The organism is Microbacterium sp. BR1 (genome assembly GCF_002812725.1).
Lineage (GTDB): Bacteria > Actinomycetota > Actinomycetes > Actinomycetales > Microbacteriaceae > Microbacterium.
Genome location: NZ_NMUN01000008.1, coordinates 236,271 through 254,903 on the forward strand (window position 1 = coordinate 236,271; position 18,633 = coordinate 254,903).

Annotated in this window: 16 protein-coding genes and 1 pseudogene; 7 read left to right on the forward strand and 10 right to left on the reverse strand. The window is 65.7% G+C overall.

What is annotated here, in order from left to right; all coding sequences use genetic code 11:
* Window positions 1-12 precede the first annotated feature (12 nt).
* Window positions 13-765, forward strand: coding sequence for an aspartate/glutamate racemase family protein (locus CGU35_RS13855; protein WP_100812190.1), 753 nt, complete (start codon window positions 13-15; stop codon window positions 763-765).
* A 49-nt stretch (window positions 766-814) separates the two neighbouring features.
* Here the strand turns inward: CGU35_RS13855 and CGU35_RS13860 are convergent, their stop codons facing one another.
* Entirely contained in the window at window positions 815-1,489 is a 675-nt protein-coding gene (locus CGU35_RS13860; protein WP_100812112.1) for a GntR family transcriptional regulator, read from the reverse strand.
* Between the two features lie 11 nt (window positions 1,490-1,500).
* Entirely contained in the window at window positions 1,501-2,043 is a 543-nt protein-coding gene (locus CGU35_RS13865) for a VOC family protein (RefSeq protein ID WP_100812113.1), read from the reverse strand.
* Window positions 2,044-2,209: 166 nt separating this feature from the next.
* Between CGU35_RS13865 and CGU35_RS13870 the strand changes: the two genes are divergently transcribed.
* The 3 genes from CGU35_RS13870 to CGU35_RS13880 are packed head-to-tail and all read left to right on the forward strand — an operon-like array spanning window position 2,210 to window position 7,130.
* On the forward strand, window positions 2,210-4,387 hold the full coding sequence (locus CGU35_RS13870) for an alpha-ketoacid dehydrogenase subunit alpha/beta (RefSeq protein ID WP_100812114.1): 2,178 nt from the start codon (window positions 2,210-2,212) through the stop codon (window positions 4,385-4,387).
* Between the two features lie 2 nt (window positions 4,388-4,389).
* Window positions 4,390-5,718, forward strand: coding sequence for a dihydrolipoamide acetyltransferase family protein (locus tag CGU35_RS13875; protein WP_100812115.1), 1,329 nt, complete (start codon window positions 4,390-4,392; stop codon window positions 5,716-5,718).
* A gap of 32 nt (window positions 5,719-5,750) precedes the next feature.
* On the forward strand, window positions 5,751-7,130 hold the full coding sequence (locus tag CGU35_RS13880; RefSeq protein WP_232711320.1) for an aldehyde dehydrogenase family protein: 1,380 nt from the start codon (window positions 5,751-5,753) through the stop codon (window positions 7,128-7,130).
* Between the two features lie 144 nt (window positions 7,131-7,274).
* On the opposite strand, the gene CGU35_RS13885 is transcribed toward CGU35_RS13880, so the two are convergent.
* Entirely contained in the window at window positions 7,275-7,649 is a 375-nt protein-coding gene (locus CGU35_RS13885; RefSeq protein ID WP_100812116.1) for a winged helix-turn-helix transcriptional regulator, read from the reverse strand.
* Between the two features lie 64 nt (window positions 7,650-7,713).
* Here CGU35_RS13885 and CGU35_RS18405 point away from each other — a divergent pair, with 64 nt between their 5' ends.
* Together CGU35_RS18405 and CGU35_RS13890 are read left to right on the forward strand one after the other, a co-directional pair.
* The gene (locus CGU35_RS18405; RefSeq protein ID WP_198519594.1) at window positions 7,714-7,932 is read left to right on the forward strand and encodes an NAD(P)H-binding protein; all 219 of its coding nucleotides are present in this window, start codon (window positions 7,714-7,716) and stop codon (window positions 7,930-7,932) included.
* Window positions 7,889-8,575, forward strand: coding sequence for a hydroxylase (locus CGU35_RS13890; RefSeq protein ID WP_198519595.1), 687 nt, complete (start codon window positions 7,889-7,891; stop codon window positions 8,573-8,575). Before CGU35_RS18405 ends, CGU35_RS13890 begins: the two co-directional genes overlap by 44 nt.
* Window positions 8,576-8,679: 104 nt before the next feature.
* Here CGU35_RS13890 and CGU35_RS13895 read toward each other — a convergent pair.
* The 4 genes and pseudogenes from CGU35_RS13895 to CGU35_RS13910 all read right to left on the reverse strand — a co-directional run.
* Window positions 8,680-9,213: pseudogene (locus CGU35_RS13895) on the reverse strand (gfo/Idh/MocA family oxidoreductase); the annotation flags it as partial.
* 283 nt (window positions 9,214-9,496) lie between these two features.
* On the reverse strand, window positions 9,497-10,696 hold the full coding sequence (locus CGU35_RS13900; RefSeq protein WP_100812192.1) for an oxidoreductase: 1,200 nt from the start codon (window positions 10,694-10,696) through the stop codon (window positions 9,497-9,499).
* Between the two features lie 154 nt (window positions 10,697-10,850).
* Window positions 10,851-12,050 (reverse strand): acyl-CoA dehydrogenase family protein, encoded by a 1,200-nt coding sequence (locus CGU35_RS13905; protein ID WP_100812117.1) that lies wholly within the window; start codon window positions 12,048-12,050, stop codon window positions 10,851-10,853.
* Window positions 12,051-12,199: 149 nt separating this feature from the next.
* Complete coding sequence (locus CGU35_RS13910) at window positions 12,200-13,399, reverse strand: acyl-CoA dehydrogenase family protein (RefSeq protein ID WP_100812118.1); 1,200 nt, start codon at window positions 13,397-13,399, stop codon at window positions 12,200-12,202.
* A gap of 350 nt (window positions 13,400-13,749) precedes the next feature.
* Between CGU35_RS13910 and CGU35_RS13915 the strand changes: the two genes are divergently transcribed.
* A complete protein-coding gene (locus CGU35_RS13915; RefSeq protein WP_100809640.1) occupies window positions 13,750-14,991 on the forward strand; it encodes an IS256 family transposase in 1,242 nt (413 codons plus the stop codon).
* Between the two features lie 758 nt (window positions 14,992-15,749).
* Here the strand turns inward: CGU35_RS13915 and CGU35_RS13920 are convergent.
* The 3 genes from CGU35_RS13920 to CGU35_RS18410 form a co-directional block, all read right to left on the reverse strand.
* Complete coding sequence (locus tag CGU35_RS13920; protein WP_157813992.1) at window positions 15,750-16,181, reverse strand: hypothetical protein; 432 nt, start codon at window positions 16,179-16,181, stop codon at window positions 15,750-15,752.
* Window positions 16,182-16,719: 538 nt separating this feature from the next.
* Entirely contained in the window at window positions 16,720-17,166 is a 447-nt protein-coding gene (locus tag CGU35_RS13925; protein WP_198519596.1) for an anthrone oxygenase family protein, read from the reverse strand.
* Window positions 17,167-17,397: 231 nt separating this feature from the next.
* Window positions 17,398-18,321, reverse strand: a complete 924-nt coding sequence (locus tag CGU35_RS18410; RefSeq protein WP_198519597.1) for a hypothetical protein — start codon at window positions 18,319-18,321, stop codon at window positions 17,398-17,400.
* Window positions 18,322-18,633 lie beyond the last annotated feature (312 nt).

Here is an 18,633-nt window from a genome sequence, read left to right on the forward strand (position 1 = left end):
GTCATAGACATCATGACCAGACGCATCCTGAACATCGTCCCTGTCCCGGTCCCGCCGGCCGCACTCGACGCCTTCCGTGCCCAGTTGTCGGATGAGGTGGTGCACCCGGACTTCGAGAACGACTTCGTGGCCGCGCGGGCAGGAGCCAGGGTGATCGACAGCCCGTACGAGCAGCTTCTCGCGGAGACATTCGTGTTGGAGGCCGGCGCCCGCGCCCAGGAACAGGGCTACGACGCCGTCGCGATCAACTCGATGAGCGACTCCGCTCTGTCGGCGCTCCGGTCGCGGCTGGAGATCCCCGTCGTCGCGCCGGCGAGCGCCTCGATCCTGCTGGCGTGCCTGCTCGGCAAGAAGTTCTCGATCATCACCATGTGGCCGCGCTGGCACTCGCTCTATGAGAAGACGATCGCCGAGCAGGGGCTCGCCCATCGGGTCGCGTCAATCCGCGACATCGGGGTGCGACCGGATGCCGCCGAGCTGCTCGCGGGCAAGGAGGAGGTCGTCTTCGAACTGCTCGAGCGCCAGGCCCGTGCGGCGATCGACGAGGACGGCGCCGACGTGATCATACTCGGGTCGACCACGATGCATCAGAGCTACGAGCACCTGCGCACGGTGCTCGAGGTGCCGGTACTCAACCCGGGCGTGGTGGCGGAGAAGTTCGCCGAGCTACTCGTGCTCACCGGCGTCAGCCACAGCAAGAAGGCATACCCGTCGCCCGAGGTCGTGCAGGACGACCTCTTGGATGCCGTGCGCTCAGTGCGGTGAGTGAAGTTGCGGCACGCCTTCCACGGAGCCAGAAGGGGCCTCTCGAGGCTCAGGCGGCGCGAACGTCGAAGACCTCGGGATGTCTCGAGAGTTCGAGGCGGCTGCGACGGATGTGCCGCGCGAGCAGCAACTCCGCGTCGTCGGCGTCACGCCGACGAAGCGCACCGACCAGCAGCTGATGGTCGTGGTGCACGCTGCTGTCGCCCTCGTTCCAGAACAGGCGTGTGGCGGCGCGCCGGTAGTGCTGGGTGCGGTTCCACAAGCTCTTGACCAGATCGGTGAGCACGCTCGTGTTGGCATGGTCGATACCCGTGAGGTGGAACTCGCGGTCCAGCATGAGGAACTCCTCCACATCGGCGGAGTCGTTCATCCGGTCAGCGAGAACTTGCAGGCGCTGGATCTCCTGGTCGGTCACGAAGGGCACATTCATTCCCAGCAGAAGCGGCTCGAGGCGCTCCCGAACGAGATACAGTTCCTGGCATTCTTCAGCGCTCAGCGTCGAGACCCACGCGCCGGTGTTCGCCACGAGGGTGACCAGTCCTTCGGCCTCCAGCATCCGGAGGGCCTCGCGCACTGGTAGCCGACTTGCGCCGTGACGCTCGGCGAGCTCATCCTGCCGAATTCTCTCACCCGGCGTGTACTCGCCGTCCAGGATGGCGAGCCGCAACGTCTCGGCGACACGGGCGCCGGTGGCGCCGTGCCCGCCTACACGCGGAGCGTCCATCATGGGTCCTTTCATGCGGACGGGTCGGTGGGCTTCCACAGCAGACGCGTCGCGTCCGCTTCGTACGCCTTGCCTTCTGGATAGCTCACGAGTTCGAACTGGAGTCCCCAGGGACTACGGAAGTACACCCACCGCTGTCCGAGTGCGGCCTGCTGGCTCGCAACGGGTTCGCCCATCACTTCGACCCCGGCAGCGCGAAGATACTCAACTGCGACGTCGATGTCATCCACGTACAGAGCCAGATGATACCCGCCGATGTCGCTGTTGCGCGGCTGCGGATTCTGCCCGTCAGCGGCGTCGTATAGGAAGACCTCGAGATTCACGCCCGTTTGGAGTCGGTAGAAGCGGATTTCACGGATCACCGTGCGCGGATGCACTCCGATCTGGACCTGCATCCAGTCGTCGTCGGCACGTTTCTCGCCGAGTGTGTAAACGTGCTCGGCGCCGAGGACATCGACGAAGAAGGTGTGCGCCTCATCAAGGTCTGGGACCGTAATCCCGATGTGGTCCGATCCCTGCAGCCCCGGTATACCAGCGCGCCTATTGTTCTTCATTGCTCAACCCCCTTGTCAAGTGTCACTAATATCGTATCCATTCAAGTCAGCGTGGTTCACCCATTAGCGAGATTCCTTGGCAACCTTGGCTTGTATTGGATCAAATCCTACTCTACACTGGCATCCAGCGGGCCGACAGCATGGCCGCGGATGGGAAGCGGCGACGATGCCAAAACGCAAGAAGCTCTCCACCGGTGTCGACTGGATCGAACTGGTGACGACGAAGGCGGACTGGGAAGCGGCGGATCCCGCATTGCTGGGCACGATGCTCAGCCAGCTGCACCTGATTCGTGCATTCGAGGAGTCGGTGCTCGAACTCGCCGGCGAAGGTCTCGTCCATGGCCCGGCGCACTCCAGCATCGGGCAGGAGGGCGGCGCCGTCGGCTCCATTGTGGGGCTGCGCTCCTCAGATGGGGTGAACGGGTCGCACCGCGGACATCATCAGTTCCTCGCGAAGGCACTCACGCACGTGAGCGGCGGCACGATCGACCCTGCCGACCCTGTCGACGAGCGGATTCAGACCGTGCTACAGCGCACGCTTGCCGAGATCCTCGGGCTCGCGCAGGGCTACTGTCGCGGACGTGGCGGGTCGATGCATCTGCAGTGGTTCGAAGCGGGCGCGCTCGGCACCAACGCCATCGTCGGCGGCGGCGCTCCGATGGCCGCCGGCAACGCCTGGGCACAGAAGCACAGCGGTACGACCGACCTCACCATCAACTACTTCGGCGACGGCGCGGCGCAGATCGGCTCGGTGCTCGAGTCGATGAACCTCGCTGCGGCTTGGAATCTGCCGGTGGCGTTCTTCGTCGAGAACAACATGTACGGCGTCTCCACCCGCGCCGACGAGATCACTGCTGACACCCGCTTCTCGGTACGCGGTCAGGGCTTCCACATCCCGTCGTGGCGGGTGGACGGCATGGACCCTCTCGCGGTGTACCTCGCCACTGAGGAGGCCGCAGAGCGGATGCGGTCGGGCGAGGGCCCTGCCGTCATCGAGGCGCAGGTGTACCGGTTCTTCCACCAGAACGGCCCTTATCCCGGCAGCGCCTTCGGCTACCGCACCAAAGAGGAAGAGGCGGAGTGGCGCGCTCGCGACCCGCTCGACCTCACAGCGAACCGCATGCGCGACCGCGGGCTCATCGACGACGAGGGTGTGGCCGCGCTCCGTTCGCGGGTCCAGCAGGCCATGACGACTGCCGTCGACGCCTTGATCGAAGCCGATCCCGATCGACCCGGCAAGCGCCGCATCCGACCCGGACTGTGGCCCGAAACCACGTTCGTGAACGTCGGCGTGCGGGGTGACGGCAGTGAGCTCACGGGCCTTCCCCACCTGGATTCGCCAGAGTCGACCCGGACCGTGAAGTTCGTCGACGCTGTCGCGGCGGTCATGGACCGCCGCATGGAGCAGGACCCCCGGATCGTCGTGATGGGCGAGGACATCCACAAGCTGAACGGCGGCACCAACGGAGCCACCAAAGGACTGGCGAAGAAGTACGGGCCCGACCGCGTCTTGGGCACCCCGATCAGCGAGAACGCGTTCGTGGGCTTGGGTGGCGGACTCGCCTTGGACGGCCGCTATCGCCCCGTCGTGGAGTTCATGTACCCCGACTTCATGTGGGTCGCCGCCGACCAGGTGTTCAATCAGATCGGCAAGGCACGTCACATGTTCGGCGGCGACAACCCCGTGCCGCTCGTGCTGCGCACGAAGGTCGCGATCGGCTCCGGGTACGGCTCGCAGCACCTCATGGACCCCGCCGGCATTTTCGCGACCAGCCCCGGCTGGCGCATCGTTGCCGCCTCCAACGCAACCGACTACGTCGGTCTCATGAACGCCGCCCTCGCGCTGGAGGATCCTGTGCTCGTCATCGAGCACGTCGATCTCTACGCCAAGGCCGATCACCTCCCCGAAGGGGATCTCGACTACATCATCCCGCCGGGCAGCGCCGCCGTGGTCCGTCCGGGATCGGAGGTCACCGTCATCAGCTATCTGTCGATGGTCGGCCACGCCGCCGAGGCGATCGAGCAGACCGGTGTGGATGCCGAGCTCATCGATCTGCGCTGGCTCGACCGAGCCTCGATCGACTGGGACACGATCGGCGAGAGCATCCGCAAGACCAACGCCGTGCTCATCGTCGAGCAGGGCGCACAGGGCACCTCATACGGTGGATGGCTCGCCGACGAGATCCAGCGCCGCTACTTCGACTGGCTCGACCAGCCGATCGCGCGAGTGACTGGCGGCGAGGCCTCTCCGAGCATCTCGCGCGTCCTCGAACGCGCCGCGATCGCCCGCACCGAGGAAGTGGTCCTGGCCCTCGAGGCCGTCCGGGCCGGATTCGGAGCCTGATCATGGCCCAGATCATCCGCATGCCTGAAGTGATGGCAGGCGCCACAGAAGCCGCCATCCAGACGTGGCTCGTGCAGGAGGGTGACGCAGTCGCCGTCGACCAGTCCCTGGCCGAGATCGAGACCGACAAGGCGATCGTGGAGCTGTCCGCGGAGGTGGGCGGAACGATCGGTCGCCTGCTGGTGACGGAAGGCGATAACGTCGCGGTCGGCGACGCGATCCTCGTGCTCGTCGCCGAAGGCGAATCCGGCGACGCCATCGACGACGCGCTGCGTACAGCCGGAGTCTCCGGCTCCGCATCTCATCCCGAACCTGTTTCATCGCCTTCGCGTGCGGCCGACACAACTGATGCGTCTCCTTCGATAAGTGCGCTAGGCGATCCCGGCCCTGCCCCGATCCCGTCAACCACGGATACCGAGTCCGCTCCTGCAGGAGAGCGGCGGTTCGCCAGCCCACTGGTGCGTCGCATCGCAGCCCAGCACGGAGTTTCGCTCGATGAGATCGCCGGCACCGGCCCACGTGGGCGGATCGTGCGTCGCGACCTCGACCGGTACCTGGCGAAGGCTCCTACCGAGGCCCCGGCTATCGCGGAAGCCGCACCGCGGTCCCCTGCCCCGAGCGCACCGGCCACGCCCACCGAGGCGGTCGCGGCGTTTGAGGACGTTCCGATCGACCGAATGCGGCGCACGATCGCGAGGCGGCTCACGGAGAGCAAGTCGACTGTCCCCCACTTCTACCTCGTAGCGGATTGCCGCGTGGATGCGCTTCTCGATCTTCGCCGCACGATAAACGAAACCGCCCCCCGGAAGATCTCGGTAAACGACTTCGTGCTCAAGGCCGTCGCCGCGGCGCTCGTTGACGTGCCCGCCGCAAACGCGATCTGGAACGATGACAGCATCCGGCGGTTCTCTAGTGTCGACCTCGCCGTGGCCGTCGCTACCGAGGGCGGCTTGCTCACGCCCGTCGTGCGAGCCGTCGAGCGCCTTCCGCTATCGCAGCTGAGCGCCTCGGTCGCCGACCTCGCAGAGCGCGCCAGAGCCGGTCGCCTCCGCCAGCAAGAGCTGGAGGGGGGAAGCTTCTCGGTCTCGAACCTAGGAATGTACGGGACGGAGCAGTTCAGTGCGATCCTGAACCCCCCGCAGTCGGGCATCCTCGCGGTAGGAGCCGCGCGCCCGGTGCCAATCGTGGGTTCTGACGGTGAGCTGACCGTCGGAACGGTGATGACCGTGACCCTGTCGGCCGATCACCGCGTGCTCGACGGCGCCATCGCCGCACAGTGGCTGGCCGCGTTCCAGCGCCGCATTGAGAATCCGCTCAGCATCCTCATCTGAACAACCGCCCTCGCACGCATCAGGAGCCTTCTGTGGCCACAATCCGCACCATCAACCCTGCCACCGGCGTCGAGCTGGGCACATTCGAAGAGGACGACGAGCTCTACGTCGAGTCCAAGCTCGCCGCCGCTGACCTGGCGGTCACGGCGCTCGCGGAGGCCGGCTGGCACGCGCGAGCAACATGGATGCGTGCCGCCGCCGACTTGCTCGATGCGGAAACCGAGGAGGTCGCTGCCTCGGTCACGGCGGAGATGGGCAAGCCGATCGTGCAGGCCCGCCAGGAAGTCTCCAAGTCTGCGCGAGCTATGCGGTTCTACGCCGACCACGCCGAGGCCTTCCTCGCCCCTCAGTCGCTCGATGACCCCGGGGTGGTGGGAGCTTCATCGGCAGGCGCCCGCTACGAGCCGCTCGGGGTCGTGCTCGCTGTCATGCCCTGGAACTATCCGATCTGGCAGGTCGTGCGATTCGCCGCGCCCGCGCTGATGGCCGGGAATGCAGGGCTCCTCAAGCACGCGAGCATCGTCCCGCGCTCTGCGCTGTATCTCGGCGAGCTATTCCGGCGCGCTGGCTTCCCGGAAGGATCGTTCTCAACGCTACTGATCGGCTCGTCACGCGTGGAGGGAATCGTTCGCGATCCGCGCGTCGCTGCAGTGACGCTGACCGGTTCCGAAGGCGCGGGACGTGCCGTCGCGCGCGCGGCGGGCGACTCGCTGAAGAAGGTCGTGCTGGAGCTCGGGGGCTCTGATCCGTTCGTGGTGATGCCCTCGGCCGATCTCGAGACGGCTGTGCGGACAGCGGTCTCGGCTCGCACGTCCAACAACGGGCAGGCATGTATCAATGCCAAGCGCTTCATCGTGCACAAGGACGTCTACGACGCATTCTCCGTGGCTTTCGTCGAACAGATGGCAGCGCTCGTGGTGGGTGACCCTGCCGAGGAGTCGACGCAGATCGGACCGCTCGCAAGCGAGTCAGGGTTGCGTGATATCGAGGAGCTCGTCGAGGATGCTCGCGCGAAGGGCGCAGAAATCCTCACTGGTGGCGACCGCCGGAGCGGTCACGGCTGGTTCTACCCACCCACCGTCGTCGCCGCGATCACCCCGAAGATGCGCCTGTTCGCCGAGGAGGCGTTCGGTCCGGTCGCCGCCCTGTACAAGGTCTCGTCGCTCGATCAAGCACTGCAGGTTGCCAATGTGCTTGACTTCGGGCTCGGTTCGGCGTTCTGGAGCACAGACCAAACCGAGATCGACGCCGCGATCCGTGGGATCGAATCGGGCGCCGTTTTCATCAACGGGATGACGATCTCCTACCCAGAGCTGCCCTTCGGCGGCATCAAACGATCGGGCTTCGGTCGTGAACTCTCCGTTGAAGGCATTCGCGAGTTCTGCAACCTCAAGACGGTCTGGGTGGCCTAAGGCGTTTCTGACAAGGTCTTTGCTGCGACGATGACGGCGTTGAGGATCACAGCGGCACGGTAAACCATCGCATGCTCAGGCGGCTCGTCGACCGGATTCGTGTAGTTCGATCGAGCCTCTTGAGCAGGCGATGCGACCGTTGGATCAGTGTTCATCGGCGGGCGGCGGGACGGTGAGCGCCCACACGGCCATCGCTTCCAGCACCGGGCGTAGCCGCTCACCCAGTGCGGTCAGCTCATATTCGACCCGCGGGGGGATCTCAGGGTAGGCGGTGCGGGTGACGATCCCGTGCGCCTCGAAGCGGCGCAGCCGGCTGGTGAGGGTGTGCGGACTGATCCCCGGCAGGGCGTCACGCAACTGCGTGAACCGCAGCGGACCGGGCAGGAGCTCTCGCACAATCAGCGTCGCCCACGGCCCCTCCAGCAACACCAAGAACCTGGCCACCCCACACTCCGGCAGCAGCCCCGCAGCCGTCGCCAAGGAGCCGGAAGTGGCGACGGTGGCAACGGTGCTGGTCATAGGACGACACTATCCCATTGGTGCAGTTGAAGTAACCGATGCTGTGTGTGCACTAATAGTGGGTATGAGCTACCTCGTGCACGGCGCCACCGGCGCTCAAGGGTCCCCCGTCGCAGCCGAACTGATCGCCGCGGGCCGTCCCGTTACCGCGATCAGCCGCACTCCCGGCACCGATGTGCCGGGAGCCGAGACAGTGATCGCCGACTACGCGTCCGCTGAGCAGTTGACCGAGGCCTATCGTGATGCGGACGGGGTGTTCGTGCACCTCCCCGCTCGGTCCTGAAGAGCTGATCGCACCATACGCCGACAACATCGCGACCGCGATCACCCGGGCTCGCCCCGCCCGGGTGGTTGTCTCCACCAGCGGGAAGACCATCGACGCCGAAGGCAGCCCGCTACAGCAGCCTGCCCACGCCGCGCTCCCCACACTGCTGTCGTCGCTGGAAGAACAGGGGGTATCGTTCGCTGTGATCGCGCCGCGGTTGTTCCTGGAGAACCTTCTGTTACCTCCGGTCATCGACACCGTCCGATCCGACGGAGTGCTGCGATACCCAATCCGGGCAGACTTCCCCGTCTCGTGGGCCTCCCACCTGGACATCGCCGCCGCCGCCGCCGTGCTCCTTCAACGCCGCGACGTCACCGGTATCGTCGGGATCGGGCAGCTCCCCGCCATCACCGGTCCCGACCTTGCCGCCTCCTTCGCTGAGCACCTCAGAAGGGACGTGAAGTTTGAATCGATCACCCCCGAGGAGTTCGGCACCCTGATCACCCCGCTGATCGGCCCCGCCGCCGCGGGGGTCACCGGCCTCTACCAGGCGCTGTGGCATCAACCCGACCACGTCATCGACCCGACGACCAGTGCACAACAGCGCCTCGGCCTCATCCCACGCACCATCACCGCCTGGCTGTCCGCGATCGGAGCCTGAACAGCCGCCGCCGATGTCCTGAGCGACCACCCGGACAGCTCGGGCGACGTGGGCTGGTCTGCTCGACACCGTCGACGGCCTCAGATGGTGCTGGCGCCCGCGTGCTAGGCGTCTGCATTGAAGGGGTGAACGGTCGTCCAGGCCGCGTTGGCGACGGAGCTACGCTCTACCGCCTCCAGCACGCGCTGCACGGCGAGGCCGTCATCGAAGCCTAGATGCGGGTCGACCACGTTTGCGATCGCGACGATGAAGTCGACGGCTTGGCGGGAGAAGCCGTGCTCGTAACCGAGCACGTGCCCGGCCGGCCACCATCCGGCGACGTACGGGTGGCCAGTCTCCGTGACGAGGACCCTCGTGTACCCTTGCCGGTCGGGTGGTGCCGTGCGGTCGTAGAACTGCAGACTGTTCAGATCTTCCAGATCAATGCGAGGGCACCCTCGTCGCCCGAGACCTCGATGGTCAGAGCGTTCTTGCGACCGGGTGGCAAACCGGGTTGCCTTGAACGAAGCGAGAGCGCCGTTGGTGAGCCGTCCCGTGAGCAGGGCGATGTCGTCTACGGTGAAGTCCCCAAAGCCGGCCCCGTGGGGCAGCAGACGTCGCTTCACGATGGTGTCCACCGCTCCGCTCACGCTCCGCACGGGCGTCAGCGATCAGGTTCCGGAGGAACGTGAGGGCGGGCACGCGCCGATAACGTTCTCACCGCGACGGGATCGGATTTGTGCTGAACCGGCGGTCGCGGACGCGGCGGAAGCTTGAGCGCGAGCGCTCGAGAAGTCAGGCCTTCCTCCTTCAGGTCGAGCTGCCCGTGAACGAACACTGTGAGGCGAGGGAGTCCACCATCCTCTGCGCGGGCGCCAACTCGTTCCAGGCGCAGCGGTTGCCGCATCGGCCCAGACTTTCACCGACGATCTGCGGGGACGCTTACACCAGCGGCGTCACAGAACTGCCATCGTCGCGGCCGAGAAGCGCCTTACCGTACAGCTCGTATCCCAGTGCCGGACGCACGAAGGCGTGTCGCGCGGCGACCGCCTGGTCACGCCACAGTCGCTGCAAGGGGTTTGCCTCGGCGAAGGCGGCAGAGCCGTGAGCGGTCAGGAGGATGCTGATCGCTTCGCTGACGTGCTCAACGATCCATCCGACGTATGCGCGGTTACGCGCCCGTGAAACATAGGTCGGGTACTCGTGGGCTTCAGCGGGGATGTCGATCTCGTCCGTTGCCCGGTGTGCAAAGCCTTCTGCCGCCTCCAGCAGAAGCGCTGCCTTGGCGACCTCGAGCTGGAAGGCCACCGAGTCTGACTGCCTCTCGAAGCTGGTGTAGGCGATGCCCTTGCTGGCGGCCTTCTGGACCACCGCGTCCAGCACGGCTTGACCGATGCCTATCTGAGGGCCGGCCAGGATGATGTTCAGCACCGGAATCCATCCGGCCCGGTACACCCCCGGCGTGTCCTCAGTGGTGCCAGGGTATTCGCCCCGCAGCGCGGGAGTGCCCGGGATGACTCGGTAGTCGGGCACGAAGACATCCGTTGCAGTGATCGTATTGCTGCCGCTCCCGCGCATCCCTGCGACGTACCAGGTGTCATCCAACCCTAGCTCCGACTGCGGAATCAGAAGCTGCGCCGTGTCGACGAACTCGCCGTTCTGGTCGACAAGCTCGGCACCCAACACCGACCAAGCGCTGTGCAATGAACCGGATGCGTAGGCCCATCGTCCTGTGACGCGGTAGCCGCCGTCGACACGCACAGCCTTGCCGTTCGGCGCAAGCACTCCCGACACGCGGGTGCGGGGATCCTCTCCCCACACGTCATGTTGCGCCTGAGCGGGGAACAGCGAGGTTAGCCATCCCCCAATGTTTGTGAGCGCGACCACCCACGCGGCCGCGCCGTCGCCGCGGCCGACGGCCCGAGAGACCTCGATCTGGGCACGGGAGTTACCCTGGAACCCGCCGAAGCGGGCAGGTTGGGTCACCTGGAACGCGCCGATCTCCGCGAGCACATCGATCGACTCCTGCGCCACACGCCGGTTCTGATCGCCGAATGCGCCGTTACGCAGCAGGAGCGGGCGCAGTTCGTCGATCTTCTCGATCAGAGCTGAGACGTTGGCGGGGAGACTGCTGGGGGACATCGGCACCGCTTCTCTCTTGCCGGATGCCGACCGCAGCGAGCATCCGGCGCGTACGCGTGGTCATGAGCCTGAAGGGCTCACGTATCTCGGAAGTGCGCAGCCCGCCTTCTCGGTTCCATGTGGCGCCGGGAGGGCGGGCTGCGCAGAGCTCTTGCTAAACGAAGGGTGTGGCGGGGTTGCTGTTCTCCCCCGTGGCCAGCCATCGGCCGTAGACTTCGAGCCCGGTGTCAGGGAGGGTCAGACCGTGCCTGGCCGCGATCGCCTGGTCACGCCAGAACCGCTGCAAGGAGTTGGACTCGGCGAAACCCGCCGAGCCATGCGCGGTCATCAGGAGGTCGATCGCGTCCTTGACGTTCGCCACCACCTGGGCCTGTTGCCCACGCTGTCGAGCGCGTGTCGCGTAGTCCAGATATGTCCCCGCCTGCGTGGCCCCGTCGATCTCCCGCGCTGCGTTGTAAGTGAACAGCTCAGCAGCTTCAAGCAACAGTGCGGCTCGCGCAAGAGCGAGCTGGAAGGGTACGGAATCCGACTGTCGCTGATAGGTAGTGTAGGCGATGCCCTTCTTGGTGGCGTCCGCTCGGACCGCGGCGAGCACGGCCTGCCCCATTCCGAGGTGTGCACCCAGTAGCTGCGCCTCCAGGACGGGGACGAACGCGGCTTTGTACGGTGCTTCGCTGCTTTCGTCCACACCCGGGTAGTCGCCCTCGATCGCCGGGGTCACCCGTAGCACTCGGTGCTCGGGAACGAAGACATCCTCGGCGACGAAGCTGTTGCTCGCGGTCGACTTCAAGCCAGCGACGTGCCACGTGTCCTTGTACTGCAGATCCGTGCGGGGGATGAGAACGATCGCGTTGTCCTCGAAGGCGCCGGAATCGTCGTGCAACGGCGCGCCGAGGATCGCCCACTGAGAGTGCCACGAGCCGGAGTTGTATCGCCACTCGCCGGTCACACGATATCCGCCGTCGACCTTCGTGGCGTTCGACGAAGGCGCCAGCACGATCGAGACGAGCGTATCCGGACCAGTGCTGAAGACTTCCTCCTGCGCCTGGCGCGGGAACCAGCCCACGACATACGCTCCGGAGTTCAGAAGTCCGGTGACCCATGCTGTGCCGCCGTCGGCCTGTGCGACAACGCGCGCGACGTCGATCTGTTCCCGCGTATCGGACCCGAAGCCGCCGAAGCGCTTCGGAACACCGGTGCGGAACACGCCGATCGCCGTCATCGCGTCGACCGTCTCCTGCGCCACATGCCGCTGTGCTTCACTCTCCGCCGCATGCTCGCGGATGATGGGGTGAATCTGCCGGATCTTCTCGAGCAGATCGGGGATGTCTCGAGCCACAGAAAGGTCGCTCATGTGTATTCCTCTCGGGTGCAGGCCGTCGCACGTGACCATTCACGATCGGCGGCGGGGTTGACTTCGGTGTTGAAACCCTCTCGGGTGGGTCCCGCCCGAGATCACGCGACCTCGGGCGGGCGGTGTGACAGGTGAGGTTCGGTTCCAGCTCAGACCAGCGGGGTGACAGAGTCGCCGTCGTCGCGGCCGAGCAGCGCCTTGCCGTACAGCTCGTATCCCAGCGCCGGCAGGACGAACGCGTGCCGCGACGCGACCGCCTGGTCACGCCAGAGCCGCTGCAGCGGGTTCACCTCTGCGAACGCTCCCGAACCGTGCGCGGTGAGGAGGATCTCGATCGCTCGCGATACGTGCTCCACGATCCAACCGACGTAGGCACGGTTACGTGCGCGCGTCAGGTAGTCGGGGTATTCGCCGAGCTCGGCGGGGACGTCGATCTCGTCCGTTGCCCGGTGCGCAAATCCCTCCGCCGCCTCCAGGAGCAAGGCTGCCTTCGCCACGTCGAGCTGAAAGGCCACCGAGTCGGTTTGGCGCTCGAAGCTCGTGTAGGCGATGCCCTTGCTGTCGGCCTTCGCAATGACGCGATCCAGCACCGCTCGGCCCAGGCCCAGCTGTGGGCCGACGAGGATGATGTTCAGCACCGGGATCCAGCCCGCGCGGTATACGCCAGGCGTGTCGTCCGTCGTGCCAGGGTACTTCCCGAGGAGGGCAGGCTCGCCAGGGAGTACTCGGTGGTCCGGGACGAAGATGTCCTTCGCGACGAGCGTGTTGCTGCCGCTGGAACGCATGCCCGCGACGTACCAGGTGTCTTTGAACTCGAGATCGGTTCGAGGAATGAGGAGCTGCGCCGTGTCGACGAACTGGCCCTTGTCATCGACCAATTCGGCTCCGAGGATCGCCCATTGAGTGTGCCACGAGGCTGAGTTGTAGCTCCACTCTCCACTGACACGGTAACCACCGTCGACACGCGTGGTCTTTCCGTTGGTAGCCAGGACCACGGAGACCTTCGCGTTGCGGTCCTCTCCCCACACGTCTTCCTGCGCCTGACGAGGGTAGAGCGAGGTGAGCCAGTTCGCGATATTGGTGAGGGCGACTACCCATCCAGTACCGCCGTCGGCGCGGCCGACAGCCGCACCGACATCCACCTGCGCACGCGAGTTACCTTGGTATCCGCCGTACTCGGCGGGCTGCGTGACCCGGAAGGCTCCGATCGCTTCGAGTGCGTCGATCGATTCCTGGGAGACGCGGCGATCCGCCTCGCCCGCCGCTGCGTTCTTCTCCAGAAGAGGACGCAGCTCGGCGATACGCTCGAGCAGGCTGGGAATGTCGGGCGGCAATGCGCTGTCGACCATGTGACGGTTTCCTTTCTCTGAATTTGCCATGTTGTGGATGTCTCGCTGTTCGGATGCGACATCCGGTCGTTCAATCCTGCTGAATCACTAACGACGACTGATCGGTATGAATCGGCCCTGAATCCACTTCATCGCATCGAGTAGCTCGACGGCCTAATGGCCTGAGTACTCGCACCACGGCGCGCTCTCCTCAGCAATGCGTGGTCACTCAGCTTCCGCCGAGAGGACCTCGGGTGGCGTCCGGCAAGGTGGTGTACGGATCGGGTGACCGTGTCGCTGCGGACGTAGCGACGGTCACCGCGTGATCCTTCGAGAGAACTCTTCACATCCATCTCGAAAGGACCCCGACGATGACCGTCTCACCCCACGATATCGACCCTGCCCGCTTCCTCGAAGACCACCTCGCGCAGGCGTCTCCCGATCTGCTGCGGGAGATGCTCGGCACGTTCATCAACCAGCTGCTATCCGCGGACGCGGACCAGATCTGCGGCGCCGCTTACGGCACGATCAGCGACGACAGGGTGAACCGTCGCAACGGTTACCGCCACCGCGACTTCGACACCCGCGCCGGGACCATCGACGTGAAGATCCCCAAGCTCCGGCAGGGCACCTACTTCCCGGAGTGGCTGCTGGAACGCCGCCGCCGCGCGGAGGCCGCACTGACCACCGTGGTCGCGACCAGCTACCTCCTCGGCGTGTCCACCCGTCGGATGGATGACCTGGTGAAGACCCTCGGGATCACCGGGCTGTCGAAGTCGCAGGTGTCGGAGATGGCGCGCGACCTTGACGAGCAGGTGACCGCGTTCCGCACCCGGCCGTTGGACGCCGGCCCGTACTCGTTCGTCGCCGCCGACGCGCTCACCATGAAGGTCCGCGAGGGCGGCCGGGTCGTGAAGGTCGCGGTGCTGGTCGCGACCGGCGTGAACGCCGACGGCTACCGCGAGATCCTCGGTCTGCAAGTCAACTCGACCGAAGACGGCGCCGGCTGGCTGACGTTCTGGCGCGACCTCGTCGCGAGAGGCCTGACCGGCGTGAAGCTCGTCACGTCCGACGCACACGCAGGTCTGGTCGCAGCGATCGGCGCGACCGTCGGCGGGTCCTGGCAGAGGTGCAGAACCCACTACGCGGCGAACCTGATGAGCGTGACCCCAAAGTCCTCGTGGCCATGGGTGAAGACCCTGCTGGGCACGGTTTTCGACCAGCCCGACGCGGAGTCCGTGCACGCCCAGTTCGACCGCGTCCTGGACGCGCTCGAGCACAAGCTCCCCAGGTCGTTCGAGCACCTCGAGGCCGCACGTGAGGAGATCCTCGCGTTCACCGCGTTCCCGAAGAGCATCTGGCGGCAGATCTGGTCCAACAATCCGAACGAACGCCTCAACCGGGAGATCCGCCGCCGCACCGACGTCGTGGGCATCTTCCCGAACCGCGACGCGATCATCCGGCTCGTCGGCGCCGTCCTCGCCGAGCAACACGACGAGTGGGCCGAGCAACGCCGCTACCTCGGCCTCGACGCCCTCGCCGCCGCACGCCGCGTCGGCGAACCCACCACAGAGGAGGTGATCGAACCCGACCTTCGGGCCCTCACAGCCTGACCTCGACACGAGGGATCACACGATCACCGATACACCACGTCCCAGGACTTGACCAGGACCTCGAATCACCTCGAACCATCGAGACGTCGTGTGTAGTGTATCTAAACACACAGCTTCTTCGGGACGCAAGATCTAAGCAACTCCTCGCATGACGGTCGCAGCCTTCACGGGAATCGACTCCGCCCCCAGCGCAGCTGCGCGATGCGACCTCTGCTCCGATAGATGCCGCTGTAAACGAAGTAGACGTGCACGTGTTCTCGCATCCAGAGCTGACGTCAGCGATGCCTGCTTCCGGGAGCCTCTTCGCCATGGCGAGAACTCGAGTGACGAGTTCCTTACTCGTTAACACGCTCGGCGTGTGGGCGCCCCCAACGCGGTGTAGCGCTGCCAGGACCTCTCTTCCGAGAGCCCCTCTGCCGCATGGGGTCTGGCGCGCACCGACCGTCTGGCCCGGGGCGGCGCGCCGCCAGGAGCTTCGGCTTGCGGCTGAGGAGGCCGAGCAGGCAGAACTCGCCTGTCAGGCAGCTGAAGAGCTCAAGGCTGCGCTCGCGAAGGCACGGACGACGAAGGCAGGGCTGATATTCGCTGTCGTGCTGGTCACCGCCGGGGTAGGTATCGGGATCTACTGCAGGACGGGAGGACATCGCGTCTGCTCCCGCGGCGATCGATGGAGCACACTGCGGTGACGGATGCATGCAGGATGAACGGGGCTGTGGGCGTTGGCCCGGGCAGGTTCGATGCCAGCATCAGCAGCACCATCAGATGTTCACCTGGGTGAACGCCGCCGGGGTCGCGACGATCACCGCTCCATCGTCGAGACGCACCGCGGGTAGCGCGATCGGGAACGACTCCACGACATCATCCACACCGTACTCGAGCCACGACGTGCAGTCTGTGTGCGGGTACCGAGATGCGGTCTGACCAGCGACGAGCAGAAGACTGAGCGGTGGAAAGTGGCTGATCGCGGAAATGGCGGGAAGTGCGCGATCCTCCTGCGTACTGGACGGGCCACGAAGTGTAATCGATACGGCGAGACCGGCATGGCCACCGCCAACGTAGATACGCTCCGTCGCCGGGGTTACACCGACGAGGAAGCGCACGTCGTGCCGAGCAGCGAGCAATGCCCCAGTGCGAATCGTGGCTACGAGCTCAGGATGGGTCTCGACCAGCCCCTCCGCGAGGGCAGTCATCCCCGCAAGCGCAGCCCGGACAAACCGACCAGGTCGCGCTGTCGGGAAGCTGCCGGTGAGCGCGGAACGCTCGCCTCGCCTCGGCGATCTGACCAACGCACGCCCGATCTCCTTCGCCCACAGGATGTACTCGTCATCCCACGGTGATGTCGCAGAGCGGCAATCCTCACAGTGACCCCAGACGCGCATCCCGCCGTCGCGGGAACGATCCTGAACGAGCATCCAGTCCTCGGTGACTACCGAACGGCTCATCTTTCCGACGTTGAAAGCAGCCCGAGGTGGCACATGGGTAGCCGTACGCAGCGTCACCAGCCCGCACAAACTGCAAGGACCCCAGCGCTCGTGGGTTCGAAGACTCGTGGGAGTCACGCGCGGCATAGGCGCTACAACATTCGAGAACGTGTTCGTATTCCAACTCTCGCGGTGTTGGCTGCTGTGCGATGTGAAATCGACAGAGCCTTTGGTTGGCGGAGGAAGGTATTCAGGTGAACTGAATGTGAGACTCCGCCCGGCTGCCCTGGCCCGCTCGAGGGGCGGTTCAGCCGAGCGCGGCGGCGACCAGGAACAGCGCGAACGCGAGGATCGCCGCGCCCGCTCGGAACGTGTCGATTCGCTCCCAGCGCGCTACCACGTCCCGCCAGTCCGCTGGCGGGCTCTCGGCCGACCAGGTGTCGTTGACCTTGATGTTGATCGGCACGGTGCCGAGAAATGATAGGAGCAGGAACGCAGCAAGAGTGGCCACGCCGGCGCACCGGAATGCGAAGCCCGCACCGCTACCCGTGAACATGAGCACGGCCACTCCGGCCAGCACCGCCGGGACCATCAGCGCTGGCACGATGATCATGAGACGACGGACCAGTGACATGCGCGCATCAATGTGCGCGCGGTCCTCCAGTCGGCGCAGAGCCGGCTGGACGCCCCAGCGTACCGCGAACTCTTCACCGGCGAGCAGCCCGACGAGGAACAGCCCGACGAGTTCGAGCACGGAGATAGTCATGGGGGAAATCGTAGGACCGTGGCCGCGAGTTACGATGCTCAGGCCGAACGCCTGGGCTCAGCGCCGCGTCAGGCTGACGAAGCCGCACCGACGGTGGCACGAGCGTGGGCGAGCAACTCATGAGACTGCGACTCATCACGACGACCGCTACCCGCATGTCGACCTCTGGATGGAAGATTGGGCGGAGGGTAGGTATTCGGAGCGGCTGAATGCCCGGGCTCAGCGCGGACGGACGGCCGTTGCTGCTGTGGCGGAGGTAAGTCGTGGTCCGGGGGCCGCTCCCCGCTTTCCGGGGACTGCGGCGGTGAGGAAGCCTTCTCGGCGGGCGGTTGCGATCCAGTCGCGGACGGTCGGCTCGGGCCGGTTGAATCGCTGAGAGAGTCGCTTGAGGAGGCCGACGCCGGCGGGGGCTTCTTCGAGGTAGGCGTGCGCGACGGCTGCGAGGGTTTCGTCCGGGAGGGGGGGTCGTCCTCGCTTGGTCCGGTTCGCGGCGAGGACGGCTGACTCGAGGGCGTTCGTCTCAGCGTGGGTGAGCTCGTCGGGGCCGCGATCCCGACCCATGAGGACCTGGATGCCGTCGGTGCGCCACTCTTCCTGCGCCAGCGACTGCTGAGACATCGCGATGATCCGCCCGATCGGGATGCGACGGAGCACGTCGCTGGTGATGAGTTGCTCCGGCTCGGGTGAATCGTCCTCGTCCGTTTCACCGACGTCGGCCGAGTCGTCGGGGTCCACGAACGTGCTCCATCCGTCGAAGTAGCCCCAGCTGCTGCGGAACAGCTCGAGTTCCGTGACCTCCAGTCCGCGGCCGCGGTTGATCAAGATGCCATAGACGGTAACCGGCAGATCCTTGCTGTTGTAGACGAAGTCGGCGACGTAGCCTTTGCCGCGGGGGCGTTCCTTGATGTAGGTCTCCAGCCGCTCGGTCTGCCAGGTGGTCTCGTCCTCGGGGTCGAGGTCGTCGCGCTTCTCCCAGCCGGGGTCGAACACGGCGCCCTTGTAGAGGTCGATCAGCTGGCGCATCCGGCTGCGCTCGTAAGACAGGTCGCGGACCTCGAAGTGGTCGGAGCGGAGCCGCCGTTCGCCTTCGGGGGCGTCGGGGTTCTCGAAGTCGTCGGGGCCGAACTCGGGTTTCGGTGTCATGCCCACCACAATATTGCGACCTGTTCGCGAACATGATGGAAAAACCTGCCGAGTTGCGCCGCGACGATACTCGGCAGGCGGTCAGCGTTAGGCGATTTGGGCGGAACAGTCGCGGGCGGACCGCGCGGCCCAGATGGCAGCCGCTCGAGGCGTGCCGATGAGCTCAGCGAGGACTGGCGCGGGGATCTCGCGGGCGACCTTCGAGGAAATTGTGAAGGAAGGACGCAAGTTCGGAGTGTTTTCTCACAATCGCGAGTCAGAGGGTGTCAGATCGTTTGTGTAAGGGGTGTCTGCTTCTTATGGAAGGACGAC

Excerpts from the sequence above, each read along its gene's own strand:
- CGU35_RS18410 (WP_198519597.1), bottom strand. The coding sequence starts at position 18,321 with ATGACACCGAAACCCGAGTTCGGCCCCGACGACTTCGAGAACCCCGAC.
- CGU35_RS13860 (WP_100812112.1), bottom strand. The coding sequence starts at position 1,489 with ATGGACGCTCCGCGTGTAGGCGGGCACGGCGCCACCGGCGCCCGTGTC.
- CGU35_RS13865 (WP_100812113.1), bottom strand. The coding sequence starts at position 2,043 with ATGAAGAACAATAGGCGCGCTGGTATACCGGGGCTGCAGGGATCGGAC.
- CGU35_RS13870 (WP_100812114.1), top strand. The coding sequence starts at position 2,210 with ATGCCAAAACGCAAGAAGCTCTCCACCGGTGTCGACTGGATCGAACTG.
- CGU35_RS13900 (WP_100812192.1), bottom strand. The coding sequence starts at position 10,696 with ATGTCCCCCAGCAGTCTCCCCGCCAACGTCTCAGCTCTGATCGAGAAG.
- CGU35_RS13915 (WP_100809640.1), top strand. The coding sequence starts at position 13,750 with ATGACCGTCTCACCCCACGATATCGACCCTGCCCGCTTCCTCGAAGAC.
- CGU35_RS13855 (WP_100812190.1), top strand. The coding sequence starts at position 13 with ATGACCAGACGCATCCTGAACATCGTCCCTGTCCCGGTCCCGCCGGCC.
- CGU35_RS13885 (WP_100812116.1), bottom strand. The coding sequence starts at position 7,649 with ATGACCAGCACCGTTGCCACCGTCGCCACTTCCGGCTCCTTGGCGACG.
- CGU35_RS13905 (WP_100812117.1), bottom strand. The coding sequence starts at position 12,050 with ATGAGCGACCTTTCTGTGGCTCGAGACATCCCCGATCTGCTCGAGAAG.
- CGU35_RS13920 (WP_157813992.1), bottom strand. The coding sequence starts at position 16,181 with ATGACTGCCCTCGCGGAGGGGCTGGTCGAGACCCATCCTGAGCTCGTA.
- CGU35_RS18405 (WP_198519594.1), top strand. The coding sequence starts at position 7,714 with ATGAGCTACCTCGTGCACGGCGCCACCGGCGCTCAAGGGTCCCCCGTC.
- CGU35_RS13875 (WP_100812115.1), top strand. The coding sequence starts at position 4,390 with ATGGCCCAGATCATCCGCATGCCTGAAGTGATGGCAGGCGCCACAGAA.
- CGU35_RS13910 (WP_100812118.1), bottom strand. The coding sequence starts at position 13,399 with ATGGTCGACAGCGCATTGCCGCCCGACATTCCCAGCCTGCTCGAGCGT.